Source organism: Bifidobacterium sp. WCA-178-WT-4B, assembly GCF_009696495.1.
GTDB lineage: Bacteria > Actinomycetota > Actinomycetes > Actinomycetales > Bifidobacteriaceae > Bifidobacterium > Bifidobacterium infantis.
Genome location: NZ_VULV01000004.1, coordinates 107,864 through 125,828, shown reverse-complemented (window position 1 = coordinate 125,828; position 17,965 = coordinate 107,864). Strand labels below are relative to the sequence as shown.

Below are 17,965 nucleotides of genomic sequence, written 5' to 3'. Positions count from 1 at the left end.
GTATGATGATGGCGTCGAATTCAAGCTCTCCCCAACGTCTAAGAAATGGCTTCCTTCATATTACGGTCATACGACCAACACCATATGAAGGAAGCCATTATGAATGGTCTAACGGCAATCAGCTTCTCATACGTGATTGCCAGTCATTCACCGAATCAGCCGCGGTTGTCGAACATCTGCAGCAGCATCTTGCTGGGTTCGACGGCATAGACGGTGTGCGGCAGACGGGCGCTCAGGTAGACGATGCCGCCGGCCGTAAGCTCGACTTCACGGCCTTCGCCGCCGACGCGCAGCTTGCCTTCCAGCACCTGGATGATCACGGGCATGGCCGCGGTGTGCTCGCTCAGTGCCTGGTCCTTGTCGAAGCCGAACAGCACGGCGCGCAGGCCGTCCTCGCGCAGCACCGTACGGGAGACAGTGGCCTCCTCCTGAATATCGATCAACGAGGCCAAGTCTTCGATGAATCCAAGATGCGGCTCGGTCGAAATGGCGTGGCCTTCGGCGTCGTGGGCGTCGTGCTTGCAGGCGCAGTGCTTGGCCTCACCCGCTTCAGCGGCCGCGACTTCGCCATGCTTGCAGTGGCACTCCTTCTTCGCGCCCGGCTCCGCGGCCGCGCCCTCGGCGTGCTCGTGCTTGCAGGCGCAGTGGTGTTCGCCGTTGGCGGCAGCCGCCTCGGCTGCCGCGGCGGCTTCCCTACGCTGCTTGCACTTGCAATGCTGCTCGTCGCGTCCTGCCTTGCATGCGGTCTGCTGCTCGTTCTCATCGGCCATGATGTTCTCCTATTCGTCGCGCGTATCTCACATACGCGTCATCGCTTTTACTTGTTTCCCATTATCCGGCCATCGTTGGGCCGGCACACCGCTGTTACGCTTCGGGCTTGCGTACCTCATCTTTGACGGATTCGTCCAGGTTGTCCGGCTACAGGCCGAGTTCGTGAATCGAGTAGGTGCCGCCGGCGCGCAGCAGCCGGAAGGCCTCGCCGATAATCGCCTGCTTGCCACGCTCGGTCTGCATGGTAAGCATGGCTTCGCCGATCCCCACGTCGGCGCTGTTGGATTCCAGACCGGTGTCGGCGGCGTCGCGCTGCACGCAGCTTGCCGGAATCGTGGCCTTCTCACTGGTGAGTTTGGAGATGATGTCCACGACCTGCGGATCGCGGTCCACGCCACGGTAGCTCTTGGGGTCGCGGTCGGACTGCGTCAGGAGCAGCTCGCGGTTGGCGGCGGGTTTGGTGGCGGTGGACTGAGATGCCTGAGAAGGCTGCGGTGTAGTGGTCATGTGTCGTGATGCTATAGTCCACAGCCCGCCCGCACAAGGGTTTTCGCTAGAAATCAGCCGAATGTGAGAATGCTCACCCGAGTAGGCGCCTGAGCATGCGGCTCAGGGACGATTCAGGGGATGCTCAGGGGTCCCGTCACCGATTCCCCACATATCGCCCGCGTTCGCCTAATAGAATGGAATCCAGCATTCGATTCGGTATCCGGCGCAATGCCGGCAAACGTGAGGAACTTACGATGAGGGTCATCGGCAATATTCTGTGGATCATTCTGGGCGGACTGGCAATCGCCATCAGCTGGGCACTGATCGGACTGTTTCTGTGCATCACCATTATCGGTATTCCACTAGGAGTTCAGGCGTTCAAAATGGCGGGCCTTACCTTGACGCCGTTCGGCAAAACCGTGCAATACGGTGGCGGCGTTGGCTCCACGCTGGTCAATATCCTCTGGGTGGTGCTGGTCGGCTGGTGGATGGCACTCGGCTATCTGGGTGCAGGCGTGCTCAACTGCATCACCATCATCGGCATCCCGTTCGGCCTCCAGTCGTTCAAAATGGCCAAGCTCGCGCTCTGGCCGTTCGGCGCACAGATCTACAGTCTGTAACAATTGTTTCTGCAGTAAGTCCGGTGCAACGCATTATCATCGTGCGTTGCACCGGACTTTTTTATATACAACGGGCATTTCACACACCGCGTGATTTGACGGATTTGGATGCAATGCCTTATAGTGCGCGAACCATGATCAACACATCGCATTCAGCAGCAACGGCGTGAACGAACACGCCATCTGATCAGTACACCTCTCATTGGCGCATAGCTGAATCATTGCCGGTGATATCGAGCCGACTCGTTCGCACCATGCCCCATAAACGTACCTATACGAGTATGCGTTCTTGGCATCGTCGCAACGCAATGCACCGCGGCAAAACCCATTGCATACCATCACATATTCAGAAAGAACAACAGATCATGAAGTATTTCACTACTGACACGCATTTCGGGCACTACCATATGTCACTCACATGCAGTCATGCGCACAACTATATTTTTGTATTATCCATGATTTTATAGTTGTTTATTGACTCATTTCCTTCTCTATCTTATACTTTCTACAATCAAGGATGCTCTTTGGGAAGCGAGTCTCTCTCATGGATATGAAGTATAGAAGTTTGGCAAGGCTGTTCCATGCCGACAGGTCAGTTGATTCCTTCAATAACCATGCAGCACTCGCACGGCAGCGGCTTGAGGCAGATTCCACATTCAGGACCGGGGTCATCACGCCATTGGGCGAGCTGTTCTCCGCCACGCCACGCGAGACGACCCTGCTCACGGAAAATATACTTCTCGCCGAAAGGCGCATATCACGGCTATGGAACCTGATTCCCGGCGTCATGCACTGGGACTACATACGGCATTCCATCAGTGAGGAACTGTTCGCCACCAACGAGATGGAAGGCGTGCGCAGCACCCGCAAGGAAACCCAGGACGCCGTGGACGCGGCCGACAAGGCAAGGAGGGACGGCGACGACTCCAAGGCGCGGTTCAGCGAATTTGCCAAGCTGTACCTGAACCTCACGGACAAGGACTCCGCGTTGCCGGCGGGCATCGCCGCCATCCGCGACATCTATGACAAGGTCGTGCTCGACGAAATCGATGAGAGCGATCAGCCGGACGGCGACCTGTTCCGGAAAGGCGATGTGGAAACACAGTGGCCGCACGGCCTCGCGATCCATAACGGAGTCAAAGGCGAAGGCAACATCGGCGCACTCCTCACCGACATGATCCACCTCACGACCTCCGACGAGATTCCCCGGCTGCAGTCGGCCATCATGTCGCACTTCCTGTTCGAATACGTCCACCCGTTCTACGACGGCAACGGCAGAACCGGCCGGTATCTCCTGGCCCTGTACCTGAACCATGACCTGACTATGCCCACCGTGCTATCCCTGTCCCGCACCATCGCGGAGAACAAGAACGCCTACTACAAAGCATTCATGGAGGCGGAGGACAAGCTGAACTGCGGCGAACTCACGCTCTTCGTGAACACCATCCTCGGATTCATCCAACAAGCCCAGGATGAGCTGATTGACGAACTCAGTATCAAGGTCGATCAGCTCGACAAAGGTCGGATACTCTGTACACAGCTTGAAAAGAGGCATGGCCTATCGCGCAATGCCGTCTCGGTGCTCTATGGCGTGATTCAGGAAGAGCTGTTCGACTCGTCCAAATCCATGTCGTTGGACGAAGTGGCCCATCACATCGGACTATCCAAACAGAGCGCAAGGAAATACGTGGAAGAGCTCTTGGCCGCGGGGCTGGTCGTACAGACCGGAAAACGTCCGCTGAAAATACAGGTATCGAAATCATTGAGGAATGTTCTCGTCACAGGAGTCGACGAGAACGCGGAAGCCTAAGAAAAGTAGACGCAAACATCTCATCTCAACGAGGTTCATAAAGGTTCGTAACATGAAGAAAGGTCTGGGCAACCAACACTGCTCGGACCTTTCCGCAACACTCCCGTCAGTCGCTTTCCGCGACGGCTCCCCTCAGGAAGGGGAACCGAGGAAAACTACTTGGACACGTTAAATTTGAACTCCACAATATCTCCGTCGGCCATGACGTAGTCGCGGCCCTCCTGACGGAGCTTGCCTTCCTCCTTGATCTTGGCCATGGAGCCGTCGGCGGCCACGAAATCGTCGTAGGAGACGATGTCAGCCTTGATGAAGCCCTTTTCGAAGTCGGTGTGAATCACGCCGGCGGCCTGCGGGGCGGTCCAGCCCTTGTGGATCTGCCAAGCGCGCACTTCCTTGACGCCTGCGGTCAGGAAGGTCTGCAGTCCGAGGATGTCGAAGCCGACGCGGGCCAACTGGTCAAGGCCGGATTCGCTTAAGCCCGCGTCCTCGAGCATTTCGCGGGCATCCGACTCGTCGAGCTCGGTCAAGTCCGCCTCGAACTGAGCGTTGAGGAACACGGCCGGAGCCGGGGCCACGGATGCGGCGAGCTTAGCCTGCAGGTTCTTGTTGGCCAGCTCGTTGTCGTCCACGTTGAACACGTAGATGAACGGCTTGGCGGTCATCAGATGCAGGTCGTAGACGGAATCCTTGTCGAAGCGGCCTTCGCGTGCGGCCTTGTCGAGCGTCTCGCCGGCTTCAAGGATGGTCTTTGCCTGCTTGACAGCGTCCATGTAGGCCGGCTCGATCTTCTTGCCGCGCAGATCCTTCTCCAGCTTGGGCAGCGCGTTTTCGATGGTCTGCAGGTCGGCAAGAATGAGCTCGGTGTTGATGGTGTCGATGTCGTCGGCCGGATCCACCTTGCCGTTGACGTGGACGATGTCGTCGTCCTCGAAGGCGCGCACAACCTCGCAAATCGCGTCCGCCTCGCGGATGTTGGCCAGGAACTTGTTGCCCAGGCCTTCGCCCTCGGAGGCGCCCTTGACGATGCCGGCGATGTCCACGAAGGTCACCGTGGCGGGCACGACCTTTTCGGTGTGGACCAGCTTGGCCAGCACGGGCAAACGCTTGTCCGGCAATGGTACGATGCCGGTGTTCGGTTCGATGGTGGCGAACGGGTAGTTTTCGGCCAGCACGTTGTTGCGGGTCAGTGCGTTGAACATGGTGGACTTGCCGACGTTGGGCAGTCCGACGATTCCGATAGTAAGAGACATGATTCCAAGTCTAGGGAGAAGCTGGACACCTTGAACCTGCATGTGGTGAATCGGCCATATGCAAAAGCCTTCGAGCATACGGTTCGAAGGCTTTGACTGTGATATGCGAATATACGCGAACTCTGATTGGCAGTCAGCCGACGATGGCGTCTACGGCGTCGATGACCGAGCCGCGGAAACCGTCCTTTTCGAGCTGGGCGACGCCCTTGATGGTGGTGCCGCCGGGCGAGCACACGGCGTCCTTCATGGCACCGGGATGGGTTTCGGTGGCCATGTAGAGCGCGCCGACACCTTCGACCATCTTGGCGGCAAGCCGGTAGGCGGTGGCTCGCTGCAGACCGTACTGCACGCCGGCGTCGCCCAAAGCCTCGATGTACATGTCAGTGAAGGCGGGCGCGCAGCCGGCCACCACCATGGCGATGTTCATATGCGCGGTGTCCACGCGCTCGATGAGGCTGATCGGCCCGAACAGGCTTTCGAAGGTTTCGGTTTCGTCGTCGGTCAGTGTGTTGACGGATTCGGTGACAAGCACGCCCTTGCCCACGGCCATCGGAGTGTTCGGAATGGTGCACTGGATATGGATGTCCGAAGAGTCGACGGATTCGCCGTCTTCGGTGGTGAACAGGTCCTGGTACTTCTTGAGATTCCAGCCGGCGGCGATGGAGACGACGATCTTGCCCGGCTTGGCAAGTTCGTCGGCCAGCGGCTTGACAACGGCGGCAATCTGGTAGGGCTTGATGGCGATGATGACCACGTCAGCGGCCGTCACCACTTCCAGCGCATTGTGCAACGGACGCACGCCAAGTTCGGCGGTGGTCTTCTCAAGCTTGTCGTAGTGGGCGGCGCAGGCAACCATCTGGCCGCCGGCGACCACGCCCGCGTCAACGAAGCCTTGGGCGATGGCCTGGGCCATGTTGCCATATCCGATAAAACCGATGGTGAGGTTCTGAGTCATACGTTTTCCTTTCGTGCATGTATACAGAGCTCCATCATCAGAGGGAGCTTGCTTCCTTGAGTCAGAACAGTTCTTCGAGGTCGCCCCGGTTGAGGGCTTCGTCATAGAGATGCTTGAAGACGAGCGAGCCGTGCAGACCATCATGCTCGAATTCGTTGGTGGTCCAGTAGTGGCTGTTGCCCACCCGGCTCAAGGTGTCGAGCTGCAGGCCGGAATCGACGTACATATCGTCGAAATAGACGGCGGCCTGCAACGGCACTTCGTTGCGCGCCAGCTGGTCCTCGTCGTAGATCACGCCAAAACGCGTGTCTTCCATAAGCAGGTCCATGGCCGGCCTGAACGGAAGCAACGCCCCCTCCTGCTCGAACATCCAGGGGAACATGGCCTCGCCGGTGAAATTGAGCGGACGCGCAACGGCATCGAATTCGGACCTGCAGTCGCGCACGCGCTGGGCAGCCCAACGAATGGGCTCGTCAAGCTCGCCGTTGGCGTAGATGAATTCCTGCAACGGCCAATACAGCGGGCGCGACGAAGTGGCGTTCATCACCTTGGTCAAAAATTCGTCAGACAACGGCGAGTCGGCAGAAGCGGAACCATCGCCATCAAGGAAGGCGTCGTCAAGAATCCAATGGACACGCTCGAAGCTCGGCTTCATGCCAAAGTCGGATCCCAAGCACTGGAAGCGTTCGACGGTGAGCGGGTCGCCGTTCGGCAGCAGAGGGAAACCGTGGGCGGCCATGGCGGCGATTGTTCCCGGACGATGCGCGGCATCGGCCCGCATCATCGGCGTCGGCGCACGGCCGGTGAGCCCGTCGGTGAATTCGGCGACCTGTGCCGCGGTGGGCAACCGGTCGGCGATGGCGGCCGCACGCTCCCTGTCTTGCGGGTAACGCTCATAGAAGCATGCCGTCTTGCGCGCCATGCGCGGGAAGGTGTGCTCGTACACCTCGGTGGCGTCGGCCGGCACGTGCGGGATGCCGCCGGTGGTGAAGCTGGCGATTACGCCGGCCGGGAACAGGGACAGTGTGGTCAGGGTCAGGAAGCCGCCGTAGCTTTGGCCCATCGTCACCCACTTGCGGCCACCGAATTCGGTCAGGCGCAGATGTTCGAAGTCACGCACGATGGAATCGGCAAGGAACTTCTTCAGATAGTCGGCCTGGGCTCGGGCGCCTGCCACGGCATCATCGTCGTGCGCGGCGGCGATGCGGGCCATGGTATGCGTGTCCACTCGCGAGGAACGACCGGTGCCCCGCTGGTCGGGCAGGATCACCCGGAAGTGCCTGATGGCCTCCTCGATCCATCCGTCGGAGGTCGGGCTGTTGAGGCGCGGGCCGGCGCCGCCGGGACCGCCTTGCAGGAAGATCAGCAGGGGAAGGTCGTCATGCACGTGTTCGGGCGCGGTGACCACGCGATAGAACAGTTTGATGGTTTCCCCGTCGAATGCCCGTCCGGGCTCGTGGCCGGTCCAGTCGAGCGGAACATCGATGGAATGGTCCTCTATGGCCAGTCCGGGCACGTGGTATTTGCTCAGCATTGTCATGGTTCAAGACTCTAGTCCACAAACTCTAGTCCACAAATCCTCCTGAAGAGTGATACCGGTTCGTCGCCGGACACGCTAGCCTTGTGCGTTATGGAGATGATGGCGCGCGTGAGGGCATGGTGCGCACGGGAGTCGACCCGCACACTGCTATGGGACGCATTGCTCGCCGCGGCGCTGATCGCCGTTTGCATGCTGTTCAACGACTCCACCAACCCTGATTCGACGGCCGGCATATTGTTTCCCGCAACTCAGGCGTCGATGACGCTGTGGTCGCTGCCGGTCTTCGTGCCGCTGATGCTGCGCAGGTATCGCCCGGAGCCGGCGGCCTGGCTGTTCGTGGCGCTGACCATCACGCATCTTGTGTTCGGCCCGGCGATCACGTATTTCGATTTCTATGCCCTGATCATGGTGTATTCGGTGATTCTGTACGGCAATCCCCGACATTCCTGGCGGTTCATCGTCACGGCGTTCGTCATGGGACTGGTCGCGGCGACGGTCTGGTCGGTGTCTTTCAACGTGGGTCCGCTGTTCGCCGGACCTTCCTCCGGTTCGCGCGTCATCCGCGACGGCTGGCTGGCCGATGCCATCATGATGCCCGCATGCCCGGCGGTCACCGGCGTCGTGGGGGCAAGCGGCGCCGTCAACTGCGGGGCCAAGATGCTCGCTGACTTCGGCATGGAGGCGGCGTTCATCGAATCGAGCGTGCTGAGCGTCATCATCATGGCCTTGTGGCAGCGAGCGCGCAACGCCACGCTGGCGGCCATGCGCGAGCGCAACGCTTCCATTGTGGCAAAAGAGGCCGAGGAGACGCGCATCGCGGCGCTGGCCGAACGCGCACGCATCGCCCGTGATATGCATGATGTGGTGGCACATACGCTCTCCACGATTATTGTGCAGTCGGATGGCGGCCGGTATGCGGGTGCGCATGATCTGGCCATTGCCAAGCACACGATGGGTACGATTCGGCATGAGGCCGAACGCGCGCAGCATGATATGCAGCGTCTGTTCAATGTGTTCGGTGCGAGCGGCAGTACCGGATATGCCGACATCGATTCGCTGTTTGATGGTCATCTGGTGGTGTCCCGGCATATGACCGGCAAAGCGCAACCTGACCGGCTGTCCGCCGACGCGGAAACCGCCGTGTTCCGTCTTGTGCAGGAAGCGCTGACCAATACGCGCAAACATGCGGGCGAGGGCGCTAAAGCCACCATCGATGAAATCTGGTCAAACGATGTGCTGTCGATTACCGTATCCGATAACGGCCGTGGCGCGGCGTCTGCAGCAGACGGTCATAAGCCCGGATACGGATTGGTTGGTATGCATGAACGCATTGAGTCGTTGGGGGGCAGCGTGCAGGCCGGCCCAGGGCCGAATGGTGGCTTTATTGTGGCGGCTACGATTCCGCTCTCCCCTGCCGCCCCACAGTCTGGCACCGATACGGAGGATCCGGTGCTAACCGTTATCTCGCGTATACGAGGATTGATGGATCGGGCGCGCCCCAAAGTACTCGACCAAGGAGATACGCGTGAGTCGAACTGGGTGGGTCGATTTGCGCAGTGGACCGAGCGGCACTATCTTCTGATGGACGTTATCGCCACTATCGTGCTGATTGCGCTATTTGATTCCGCCACGTATGGCGATTTGCAAATGATCGGCAATGCCCCGTATTCGCCGAACCGCATGCTGACTATAACGCTGTCGATTATTATGCTTTCGCCTTTGGCGTTCCGCCGCCGCTTCCCAGAGGGCAGCGCGCTGGCGATGGCGGTGCTGTCTGCTGTGCAACTGTTGTTCTTGCCATCGATTTTGACCATCAATATGTTTGCGATGGTATCCGTGTATTCGGCGGTATTGTATGGACGAGAGTCCGCTTGGCGCTGGGTGAGCGTGGCGCTGGCAGCCGATTCGTGGCTTGCGGGCATCAAGGTGATGACTGGGTGGAATGGATACAGCCAGCTGTTCCATCTGTTTTTGCCCGATGGTAGTTCCATGCTCTCAAAATGGAGGCTGGTTTTGTCTGGCTTGCTGCCGGGCGTGGGAATCATGTTGGTAGGTTTTGCCTGCATTGCGATGGCTCGATGGAGCCGTTCGCGTGGCGCAAACGCTCTGGTGCTGTTGCAACGCGAGGAGGCGCTGCGAGCCGAGCAGGAGCGGCAAAAGGTGCTGGCGGCCAACTTAGAGCGCAACCGTATTAGTGCGGCGATGCAAACCGAAGTACTGACCACGCTGGAATCGGTGATCGCGCAGGCTGATGAGGGACTGGTGATGCTCAACGCCGAACCTGCGCCTGATAGTATGCAGATTGCAGCGGCTTTTGCCGCGATTGGCGCTCGGGGGCGTGCCGCATTGGCTCGTATGCGTCAGCTGTTGAAAGTGTTGCGTGAAACCGGGTTCAGCGACGAGACCCATGAGGGTGTGCAGCCGGATATGCAGTTGCGACCGGCGGCTTCGTTGGATAGTCAGATGCAACACGCGGGAACGTTACCCCGATGAGAGCCTTGTCCAATAAGAACTCAGGGAACAATCAGGGTGTTTATGGAGCGGCGCTCCGATAGGAAACGGATACAGTGGAGAGCATGAACGAGAGCAGAAGCATTCGCGTGATTATTGCGGACGACCAGGAGCTGGTGCGTGCCGGCTTCGCCATGGTGATTGGTTCGCAGCCGGATATGGAGGTGGTCGGGCAGGCGTCCGACGGCGCCCGAGCCGTGGCGTTGGCGGAATCCCTGCATCCCGACGTGGTGCTGATGGATGTGCGCATGCCCGGCATGGATGGCATTGAGGCCACGAGCCGTATTACCTCGCTCTCCGCCGTGCCGAGCGACGCGGCCGATTCGGCCAGCCCGGCCGCCGACGCGACCGTCTCGGCCGAATCGGCTGACGACCGGCCGACGCGCGTTATCATTCTGACGACGTTCGATTTGGACGAGTATGTGATGGCGACCATCACCGCCGGTGCTTCGGGCTTCCTGCTCAAGGACACCGAACCGGAGACGTTGCTCAATTCGATTCGTACTGTATTCCAAGGCAATGCAATCATCGCGCCTTCCGCCACCAAGCGACTCATCGAAAAGATGATGCAGGACGGTTACGCGCAGCATGGTTCGCTGACCGGCGATGTCGCGCGCTCCGGTGCCGTGTACGGTTCCGCCGGCGGCGTCTCTGGCGGTGCGGCCAGCAACGGTGCCGACTCAATGACCGGCATCCCCTCCCCTGCCGGAGCCGCTTCCGACGGTTCCAATACGTCACGCCCGTCGTACACCGACCCCGAGCTGGAACTGCTCACCGACCGCGAACGCGAGGTGCTGGTGGAGATCGCCCATGGTCTGAGCAATCAGGAAATCGCGGACAAGCTCTTTATTTCTCTGCCAACCGTTAAGACACATGTGGCGCATATCCTCGCCAAAATCAACGCCCGCGACCGCGTACAGGCCGTAGTCTTCGCGTACGACAACGGGTTGGTGTAACAAATAAGCTCCCTCTGATGAGGGAGCTTATTGCTCTACGCTTCGGCCAAGGCTTCAACTGGTGGCGTTTTGACGGCCCGGCGGGCGGGTGCCACGCTGGCCAGCAGAGCGGCGAGCGCGGCGACGCCGAGCACCACACCGTTGGTGGCCCATTCGAACGGGAACACGGTGTCGCCGTACAAACTAAACACCATGTAGGATCCGAGCCAGCCGAACAGGGTGCCCAGCACCACACCCACCACGCCGGAGACGAGCGAAAGCAGCAACGCTTCCACCGCCAGCGAGCGCCGCAGTTGGCCGCGCGTCATGCCGATGGCACGCAAGGTGGCGGATTCGCGTGTGCGTTCGATCACCGACAGACTCAGCGTGTTCGCCACACCGACCAAGGCGATGAGCACAGCCACCGCAATCAAACCGACCAACAATGCCATCATGCCGTTGATCATGGTCTCCCATTGCGTACGTCCGGCCACCGGACCGGTCACGGTAACACCCGCACTGGCGGAGAACACATTCTGCACGTTGGTGAATACGTCGTTCAGCGCAACACCCGCGCCCTCGGCGTCAATGCGCATAAGCATGATATGCCCGTCGGCCTTGATTCCACCGTTGGTGAAGTGGCTGGCGTCCACGAAGGCGACCGCGGCGTAGTTGGAGGCAATGCGGCGATAGTCCACCTTCCGCGGTTTGAGCGTCAGCGTCTGTGTGCCGCCGGATTGTCCATTGCCGTTTTCGGCGCTGCCGTTCGCATCATTACCGGACGGACCATTGGCGGCATCGGCTTGTGCTTCGGCCGCTCCAGCCGTGAACGTAACGCTCTTGTCCAGCGGAATATCCTTGCCTGTAGCGGCGGAATACTTGGGCATCAGTACGGAATCGCCATCAATGGTCACACCGGACAAATCGGAGCGCACCACCTTGCGCAGCGCGTCGACACCATCCACGCCCACGACCAGCACACTCAGGCTCTTGCCGTCGGCATCCTTCATGGTCATCATGCGGGTCGGCGCGTAGATACTGCTCTGAACGCCCTTGACTTTGGCTGCCTCGCTGGCCTGTTTGCCAGTCATATCGGTGCCAGCGGCAATCATGTCGACGCTGTAGCGCGTGGTCAGCGCCTCGTTCATGGTTTGCTTGGCGCTGGCGGCACCGGTGGCGATGGTGGAGACCAGCGTCACGCCGATAAGCAGTGCGGCACCGGTGGCGGCCACGCGGCGCGGGTTCTTCTGAATGTTCGCATGTGCCACTTTGGCGGACGGACCGGCCAGTGCAACCAGCGCGCACACGCCGCGCATGAGCACCGGTAGCCAGAACGTGGCGGAAAGCACCAGTCCAAGGAAGATCAATGCACATCCGATGATGGCGGCGAGCAACACCAGCGGATACTGCTTGTCGGCCATTGAATCACGTCCGGCGATTTTCTCGGACATCTGCCATACAGAGAATGCGCACAGTGCCACGCCGGCCACAATCAGCAGCATGGAAATCACGGCGCGGACCACACCGGCCCGTCGTGTGTCGGTCAGTTCGATGGGTCGCAACGCTTCCAACGGGGTGACGGCGGTAGCAGAACGCGCGGAGCCGAGCGAGGCAATCACCGTCATAATGATGCCGAACGCCATCGGCACCGTGAACACCGGACCGGATAGTACCAGTCGCATGTTCATGTCGGCGGCCTGCATGAGGCCGGACCGGCACAGCGCTTCCATGAGGGCGATGCCGAGGCCCACACCCAATATGGAGGCGATGAGCCCCAGCACGCCGGCCTCGAACAGCACGGAGACATACAACTGGCTTTTATTCGCGCCGATGGTGCGCAGCAGGGCAAGTGTGCGGCGGCGCTGTGCCACGAGCACTTGGAAGGTGTTGGCGATGACGAGCGCGGCGACCAGCATGGCGAGCATGCCGAAGCTCAGCAGGAAGATGGTGGTGATACTGGTTTCGCCCGCGCTCATGCTCGCGATGGATCGTTCGGCGTATGTGGCTCGGGACTGGACGCTGAAATGCTTGGGGAGCAGGGCGTTGATCCGTGCGACCGCGGCCGTTGCGGCCTCATCGTCCTCGCCATCGATGTCGAGATAGATCATGAGGGTAGGCAGTTCGTCGAAATCGTCGCTGCCGCCCATCGCGGCGATCACGTTGTCGGAGAGCACGGAGGCGCCGCCGTAGTAGGGGTAGGCGCCGTTCGGATCGTCGGTCAGACCGACCACGCGCACGGTCATGCCGGAGTCGGCAGTGTTGGCGCCATCGGATGAGGCGGACACGCCGGACGCGTTATCGGAATCACCGTTGTGCGCGCTCGCGTCATCGGCGTTCTGGACCGACTTATCACCGACGTCACCGGCCGAATCGCCGGTCTTGTCCGCATACTGCGCCGCCTGCGAGTTGACGGTCACACGGTCTCCTACCTTGACGCCGAGCTGGTCGGCCACGGACTTGGTCAGGGCGATCTCGTTGCTGTCCGCCGGCCGGTCTCCTTGCGTGATGGTGACCGGCAGCAGCGTGCGTTTTGCGGCGGTGGTGATGACGTAGCTGTTGGCATGCTTGTTGCCACGGGTTACGGTCACAGAACCCGCGTAGCCGGCACGTGCGTCCTTGACGCCTTCGGTGGCGCGAATGCGGCCAAGCTGGAAGTCGTTAACCGTGCGCGTGTAGATGTAGTCCTGGTCCTTATCGGTCAGGTCCTTGCCGGCGTCCGGGGCGATCACGTAGTTCGCGCCGCCGAGCTGTGCTGTGCTCTGCGCGGCAAGCGCATCGTTCATCGCGTTGCCGAACAGGAAGGTAGCGGCGATGAACGCAGTGCCGATCAGGATGGCGATGCCTGCCGGAATCAGCATCCTAGCGCTTTTCTTCATAAGTTTCAGAGTGATGGAAAACATGGGGGTGTCCTGTCTCTCGCTTTCCGGCTCAGCAAGCGTGCTGTGCAGCGACGCGGGCATGGCGCATGGTGCCGGTTCTCCCAGCCGGGGGCAATGGAGCGTCGGTGATGGGCAGGTTGGGCACATCCTTTACGCCGGCAAGACGGGCGAGCGTGTCGGCGCGTGTGCCGGTGACGGCAGTGCGCGTGGCACGTTCGCGTTCGGACATAAGCAGCTCGTTCATCGTTTCGGCGGTGGGGTTCGCCTCGTCGGCCACGATCTGTCCGTCGGCGAATACGATGGCACGGTCGGCATAGGAGGCGGCCACCGCATCGTGCGTGACCATGACGATGGTCTGGCCAAGCTCGTTGACCGAACGCTTCAGGAAGCCGAGCACTTCGGCGCTGGAAACGGAGTCGAGGTTGCCGGTCGGCTCGTCAGCGAACACCAGCTTCGGCTTGGTAATCAGCGCGCGGGCGATGGCCACGCGCTGCTGCTGGCCACCGGACAGTTCATTCGGTCGGTGGTTCAGGCGCTGCTGCAGCCCCAGGGTTTCGACGAGCAGGTCGAACCAAGCGCGGTCGGGCTTGTCTCCGGCGAGAGTCAGTGGCATGAGGATGTTCTGTTCGGCGGTGAACATGGGCAGCAGGTTGAAGCTTTGGAAGATGAAGCCGATCTTGTGGCGACGCAGCAAGGTGAGCTGCTTGTCGTCCATGCGGGTCAGGTCTGCCCCGCCGAAAAGGATATGCCCGGATGTGGCGGAGTCGAGGCCGGCGAGCGTGTGCATAAGCGTGGATTTGCCGGAGCCGGACGGGCCCATGATGGCGGTGAATTCGCCGCGTTCGAAACTCACGTTCACGCCGCGCAGGGCGTGAACCATATTGCCGCCGGCGCCGTAGTTCTTGACCAAGTCGACGGCCTGAATAGCGATGCCGCGCGATGCGGCCGGGTTCTGCACGTTCATAATGTCTCTCCATATTTGGCCGGGCCTTATGCCCGGATGACGATTCCAACTTATGAAGAAATAACGGCGCGCCCCATCGTGCGCCAGACTGAATTGGGCGGTCGGCCACGCGCCGGCCCTCATCCTTGAGGATTATGTCGTCTCAGGTCTCACACTATTCATGCCTCTGCGCAAACAGTGTGAGGCCAACCGAATATAAAACGAACAACGACATCCGACAATCGGCGAAATATCGCGGATTGTCAACATGTGTGATTGGGTGATGATGTGCGTTTGCCTCACACATTTTTTGGCGACGGTCATTTTTGTGTGAGGCATACAGACGCAAGAAAGCCCGCACTGCATGACGTCAGTGCGAGCTTCCTACTCCTTGGGTCAAGCGATCAGGCGGAAGGCACCCCATGCGGCTCGATGATTCGCGATGCACCCCATTAGCATCGCGCCCCTTCTCATCGGGCTGTCAACCTTTCTGTCGACCTCACTTGGCCAGACCGGAGGCGCGAAGGGCTTCGAAGCCGCCCTTCAGGTCATCGAGGATATCCTCGATGTTCTCGGTGCCGATGGACAGGCGGATGGTGCCCTGGTGAATGCCCTGGTCCTCGAGCTCTTCCAAGGTCTCCTGGGAGTGCGTGGTGGAAGCCGGGTGGATGACGAGGGACTTTGCGTCGGCCACATTGGCAAGCAGAGAGAACAGGTGCAGATTGTCGATGAAGACGCGAGCCGCATCCTTTCCGCCCTTGATATCGAAGGTGAAGATGGAGCCTGCTCCGTTCGGGAAGTACTTCTCGTACAGGTCGTGATCCGGACGGCCCGGGATGGACGGGTGGGAAACGGACTCGACTTCCGGCACGGTCTGCAGGTACTCGACGACCTTCAGCGCGTTCTGGACGTGGCGCTCAACACGCAGGGACAGGGTTTCGGTGCCCTGCAGCAGCAGGAAGGCGGCGAACGGGGACAGGGTGGCACCGGTATCGCGCAGCAGGATGGCGCGGATACGGGTCACGAAGGCGGTGCCGCCGAGAGCCTCGTAGAAGTTCAGGCCATGGTAGGAGGGGTCCGGCTCGGTCAGGGTCGGGAACTTGCCCGGAACCGCATTCCAGTCGAAGTTGCCGCCTTCAACAATCACACCACCCAAAGTGGTGCCGTGGCCGCCGATGAACTTGGTGGCGGATTCAACCACCACGTCGGCGCCGTGCTCCAGCGGGCGGAACAGGTACGGGGTGGCGAAGGTGTTGTCCACGATCACCGGCAGGTTGTGCTTGTGGGCGATTTCGGAGATTGCCTCGAAGTCCGGCAGATCGGCGTTCGGGTTGCCGAAGGTCTCGAAGTAGACGAGCTTGGTGTTCTCCTGAATGGCGTCCTCGAACTCCTGCGGGTTCTCGGCGGAGACGAAGGTGGTGGTGATGCCGTCGCGCGGCAGGGTGTGGCGCAGCAGGTTGAAGGTGCCGCCGTAGATGTTCTTGGCGGCGACGATGTGATCACCGGACTGGGTGATGTTGCGCACCGCGTATTCCACGGCGGCTGCACCGGAGGCGACGGCAAGGCCTGCGGTACCACCTTCAAGGGCGACGATGCGGTCCTCAAAGACACCCTGGGTGGTGTTGGTCAGACGGCCGTAGATGTTGCCCGGGTCGGCAAGGCCGAATCGTGCCTCGGCGTGATCGAAGTTGTGGAAGACGTAGCTGGTGGTGGCGTAGATCGGCACTGCGCGGGAATCGGTGGCCGGGTCGGCCTGCTCCTGGCCCACATGCAGCTGCAGGGTTTCAAAACGGTACTTTTTGCTGTTCTCGGCCATGGGTATTTCTCCTTGGTTATGCTAGGTCGCGAGGATTTTTCCTTGCCGCCCGCCTGCCGTGTTCGGGTGGTTGGCGAGGTGTTGGTTATGAAGTTACGACGCTTGGGCCGCGCGATGCAAGCCGAACGTTATCGGGCTTGCCTATAGGGGCTTATAAAGCCTTGGAATCATTGACGTGAGAGACTGTCAAGAGTCACGGAAAAGTCGTTGAAATTATCGCGACACGCCGGGCCGCGCGCATGCGCTTTCACGTTCGACTGCGGTCACGGTGATATCGCTACCATGCCTTTCGCGCATGGCTCAAGTGTCCGTGATGATTGCTTGTTCCACCCGTCACCAAGACGGTTTGCCCGCTCGGCGATGACGTCTGTTCCATTTTTCCGCCGCCCGGTTACATGGTTTACATGACGAACGACTACAGTCAAACATCGCCAATGAATTATTCCGCCAACATGGTGAAGGGGTTCGAACAGACATGACCGATGTAACACTGTATGACCGTGATCCGAGCTATATTCCGCGCGTGGCCGCCGTGCACGACATGTGCGGCTACGGCAAGTGCTCGCTGACCGCCGCGATTCCGATTCTCTCGGCCGCAGGCTGCGATGTGTGCCCGGTGCCGACCGCCCTGTTCTCGGCGCACACGCGCTATGCAGTGTTCACGTTCCACGACACCACGGATATTCTCTCCGGTTACTTGGATGCCTGGCAGAAGGAAGACGTGGAACTGGATGGCGTGTATTCAGGCTTCCTCGGCTCCCCCGATCAGGTGGCGATCATTCAGCGTCTCTACCGTGAATATCCGAACGCGCTGCGTCTGGTTGACCCGGTGATGGGAGACGCCGGCGAAATGTACCCCACGTATACACCGGAGCTGTGCGAGGCAATGGGCGCTCTGGCCGATGGGGCCGACGTGTTGATGCCGAACCTCACCGAAGCGAGTATTCTCACCAAGCGTGACTATCCTGGCCAGAATATTGATGAGGCCACGGTTAACGAGCTGCTTGGTGCTCTGCTGAAGTTGGGTGCCAAGAACGTGGTGTTGAAGGGCATCGACCATGGCGATGGCAAAATCGTCAACTATGTGGCCAGCACTTCCACCGGTGTTGCCGGCAAGATCGAGCTGGCTCATGAAAAGCTGCCATACATGATTCATGGCACGGGTGACGCCTTCGCATCTGCCCTGTGCGGCGCGGTGATGGCCGGCCGCGGCTTGGCCAAGTCGGCCGAAATCGCCGGCGAGTTCGTGCGACACGCCATGGTCAGCACCCGTGACCAGCCGCATTTCGAGGATCGTGGCGTCAGCTTCGAACTGAACCTTGGCGAACTCACCGATTTGGTGAAGTGACCGCACCTTGGCTCCCCTCTCCGCTCACTGGGTCTGACGTATTCAGCGAACAACTCGGCGGGTTGTTTGTCATCACAGGTAAGTCGGCTGGGGAGCCT

General features: G+C 60.2%; 12 protein-coding genes and 1 pseudogene. 5 read left to right on the top strand and 8 right to left on the bottom strand.

The genetic code is table 11. The features are described 5' to 3' along the window. Window positions 1-155: 155 nt before the first annotated feature. Together FYJ31_RS04690 and FYJ31_RS04685 are read right to left on the bottom strand one after the other, a co-directional pair. On the bottom strand, window positions 156-770 hold the full coding sequence (locus FYJ31_RS04690; protein ID WP_003829107.1) for a cupin domain-containing protein: 615 nt from the start codon (window positions 768-770) through the stop codon (window positions 156-158). A 151-nt stretch (window positions 771-921) separates the two neighbouring features. After that, window positions 922-1,278: pseudogene (locus FYJ31_RS04685) on the bottom strand (class I SAM-dependent methyltransferase); the annotation flags it as partial. A 236-nt stretch (window positions 1,279-1,514) separates the two neighbouring features. On the opposite strand from FYJ31_RS04685, the gene FYJ31_RS04680 reads away from it, so the two are divergent. Continuing rightward, window positions 1,515-1,880: a YccF domain-containing protein gene (locus tag FYJ31_RS04680; RefSeq protein ID WP_013140585.1), complete on the top strand. Its 366-nt coding sequence runs from the start codon at window positions 1,515-1,517 to the stop codon at window positions 1,878-1,880. A gap of 544 nt (window positions 1,881-2,424) precedes the next feature. Then, the gene (locus FYJ31_RS04675; RefSeq protein WP_154536113.1) at window positions 2,425-3,690 is read left to right on the top strand and encodes a Fic family protein; all 1,266 of its coding nucleotides are present in this window, start codon (window positions 2,425-2,427) and stop codon (window positions 3,688-3,690) included. A 155-nt stretch (window positions 3,691-3,845) separates the two neighbouring features. Here the strand turns inward: FYJ31_RS04675 and ychF are convergent, their stop codons facing one another. The 3 genes from ychF to FYJ31_RS04660 form a co-directional block, all read right to left on the bottom strand. Then, on the bottom strand, window positions 3,846-4,940 hold the full coding sequence (gene ychF / locus FYJ31_RS04670; RefSeq protein ID WP_154536112.1) for a redox-regulated ATPase YchF: 1,095 nt from the start codon (window positions 4,938-4,940) through the stop codon (window positions 3,846-3,848). 133 nt (window positions 4,941-5,073) lie between these two features. Then, window positions 5,074-5,895 (bottom strand): pyrroline-5-carboxylate reductase, encoded by an 822-nt coding sequence (gene proC / locus FYJ31_RS04665; protein ID WP_071478401.1) that lies wholly within the window; start codon window positions 5,893-5,895, stop codon window positions 5,074-5,076. A 61-nt stretch (window positions 5,896-5,956) separates the two neighbouring features. Then, window positions 5,957-7,435, bottom strand: a complete 1,479-nt coding sequence (locus FYJ31_RS04660) for an alpha/beta fold hydrolase (protein ID WP_154536111.1) — start codon at window positions 7,433-7,435, stop codon at window positions 5,957-5,959. A 99-nt stretch (window positions 7,436-7,534) separates the two neighbouring features. Here FYJ31_RS04660 and FYJ31_RS04655 point away from each other — a divergent pair, with 99 nt between their 5' ends. Continuing rightward, a complete protein-coding gene (locus tag FYJ31_RS04655; protein WP_154536110.1) occupies window positions 7,535-9,928 on the top strand; it encodes a sensor histidine kinase in 2,394 nt (797 codons plus the stop codon). An 83-nt stretch (window positions 9,929-10,011) separates the two neighbouring features. Continuing rightward, on the top strand, window positions 10,012-10,902 hold the full coding sequence (locus FYJ31_RS04650; protein WP_136500154.1) for a response regulator transcription factor: 891 nt from the start codon (window positions 10,012-10,014) through the stop codon (window positions 10,900-10,902). Between the two features lie 35 nt (window positions 10,903-10,937). On the opposite strand, the gene FYJ31_RS04645 is transcribed toward FYJ31_RS04650, so the two are convergent. The 3 genes from FYJ31_RS04645 to FYJ31_RS04635 all read right to left on the bottom strand — a co-directional run bounded on the left by FYJ31_RS04645 (window position 10,938) and on the right by FYJ31_RS04635 (window position 16,519). Next, window positions 10,938-13,781, bottom strand: coding sequence for an ABC transporter permease (locus FYJ31_RS04645; RefSeq protein ID WP_154536109.1), 2,844 nt, complete (start codon window positions 13,779-13,781; stop codon window positions 10,938-10,940). A 28-nt stretch (window positions 13,782-13,809) separates the two neighbouring features. Beyond that, window positions 13,810-14,724 carry an ABC transporter ATP-binding protein gene (locus FYJ31_RS04640; RefSeq protein ID WP_081292650.1) on the bottom strand — a complete coding sequence of 305 codons (915 nt, stop codon included), beginning with the start codon at window positions 14,722-14,724 and terminating at the stop codon, window positions 13,810-13,812. Between the two features lie 478 nt (window positions 14,725-15,202). Continuing rightward, a complete protein-coding gene (locus FYJ31_RS04635) occupies window positions 15,203-16,519 on the bottom strand; it encodes an O-acetylhomoserine aminocarboxypropyltransferase/cysteine synthase family protein (RefSeq protein ID WP_154536108.1) in 1,317 nt (438 codons plus the stop codon). A 475-nt stretch (window positions 16,520-16,994) separates the two neighbouring features. Here FYJ31_RS04635 and FYJ31_RS04630 point away from each other — a divergent pair, with 475 nt between their 5' ends. Then, the gene (locus tag FYJ31_RS04630) at window positions 16,995-17,867 is read left to right on the top strand and encodes a pyridoxamine kinase (RefSeq protein WP_144098559.1); all 873 of its coding nucleotides are present in this window, start codon (window positions 16,995-16,997) and stop codon (window positions 17,865-17,867) included. The last annotated feature ends 98 nt before the right edge of the window (window positions 17,868-17,965 follow it).

Excerpts from the sequence above, each read along its gene's own strand:
- FYJ31_RS04680 (WP_013140585.1), top strand. The coding sequence starts at position 1,515 with ATGAGGGTCATCGGCAATATTCTGTGGATCATTCTGGGCGGACTGGCA.
- FYJ31_RS04635 (WP_154536108.1), bottom strand. The coding sequence starts at position 16,519 with ATGGCCGAGAACAGCAAAAAGTACCGTTTTGAAACCCTGCAGCTGCAT.
- FYJ31_RS04655 (WP_154536110.1), top strand. The coding sequence starts at position 7,535 with ATGGCGCGCGTGAGGGCATGGTGCGCACGGGAGTCGACCCGCACACTG.
- FYJ31_RS04630 (WP_144098559.1), top strand. The coding sequence starts at position 16,995 with ATGACCGATGTAACACTGTATGACCGTGATCCGAGCTATATTCCGCGC.
- FYJ31_RS04690 (WP_003829107.1), bottom strand. The coding sequence starts at position 770 with ATGGCCGATGAGAACGAGCAGCAGACCGCATGCAAGGCAGGACGCGAC.
- FYJ31_RS04640 (WP_081292650.1), bottom strand. The coding sequence starts at position 14,724 with ATGAACGTGCAGAACCCGGCCGCATCGCGCGGCATCGCTATTCAGGCC.
- FYJ31_RS04645 (WP_154536109.1), bottom strand. The coding sequence starts at position 13,781 with ATGTTTTCCATCACTCTGAAACTTATGAAGAAAAGCGCTAGGATGCTG.
- FYJ31_RS04675 (WP_154536113.1), top strand. The coding sequence starts at position 2,425 with ATGGATATGAAGTATAGAAGTTTGGCAAGGCTGTTCCATGCCGACAGG.
- FYJ31_RS04650 (WP_136500154.1), top strand. The coding sequence starts at position 10,012 with ATGAACGAGAGCAGAAGCATTCGCGTGATTATTGCGGACGACCAGGAG.
- ychF (WP_154536112.1), bottom strand. The coding sequence starts at position 4,940 with ATGTCTCTTACTATCGGAATCGTCGGACTGCCCAACGTCGGCAAGTCC.
- proC (WP_071478401.1), bottom strand. The coding sequence starts at position 5,895 with ATGACTCAGAACCTCACCATCGGTTTTATCGGATATGGCAACATGGCC.
- FYJ31_RS04660 (WP_154536111.1), bottom strand. The coding sequence starts at position 7,435 with ATGACAATGCTGAGCAAATACCACGTGCCCGGACTGGCCATAGAGGAC.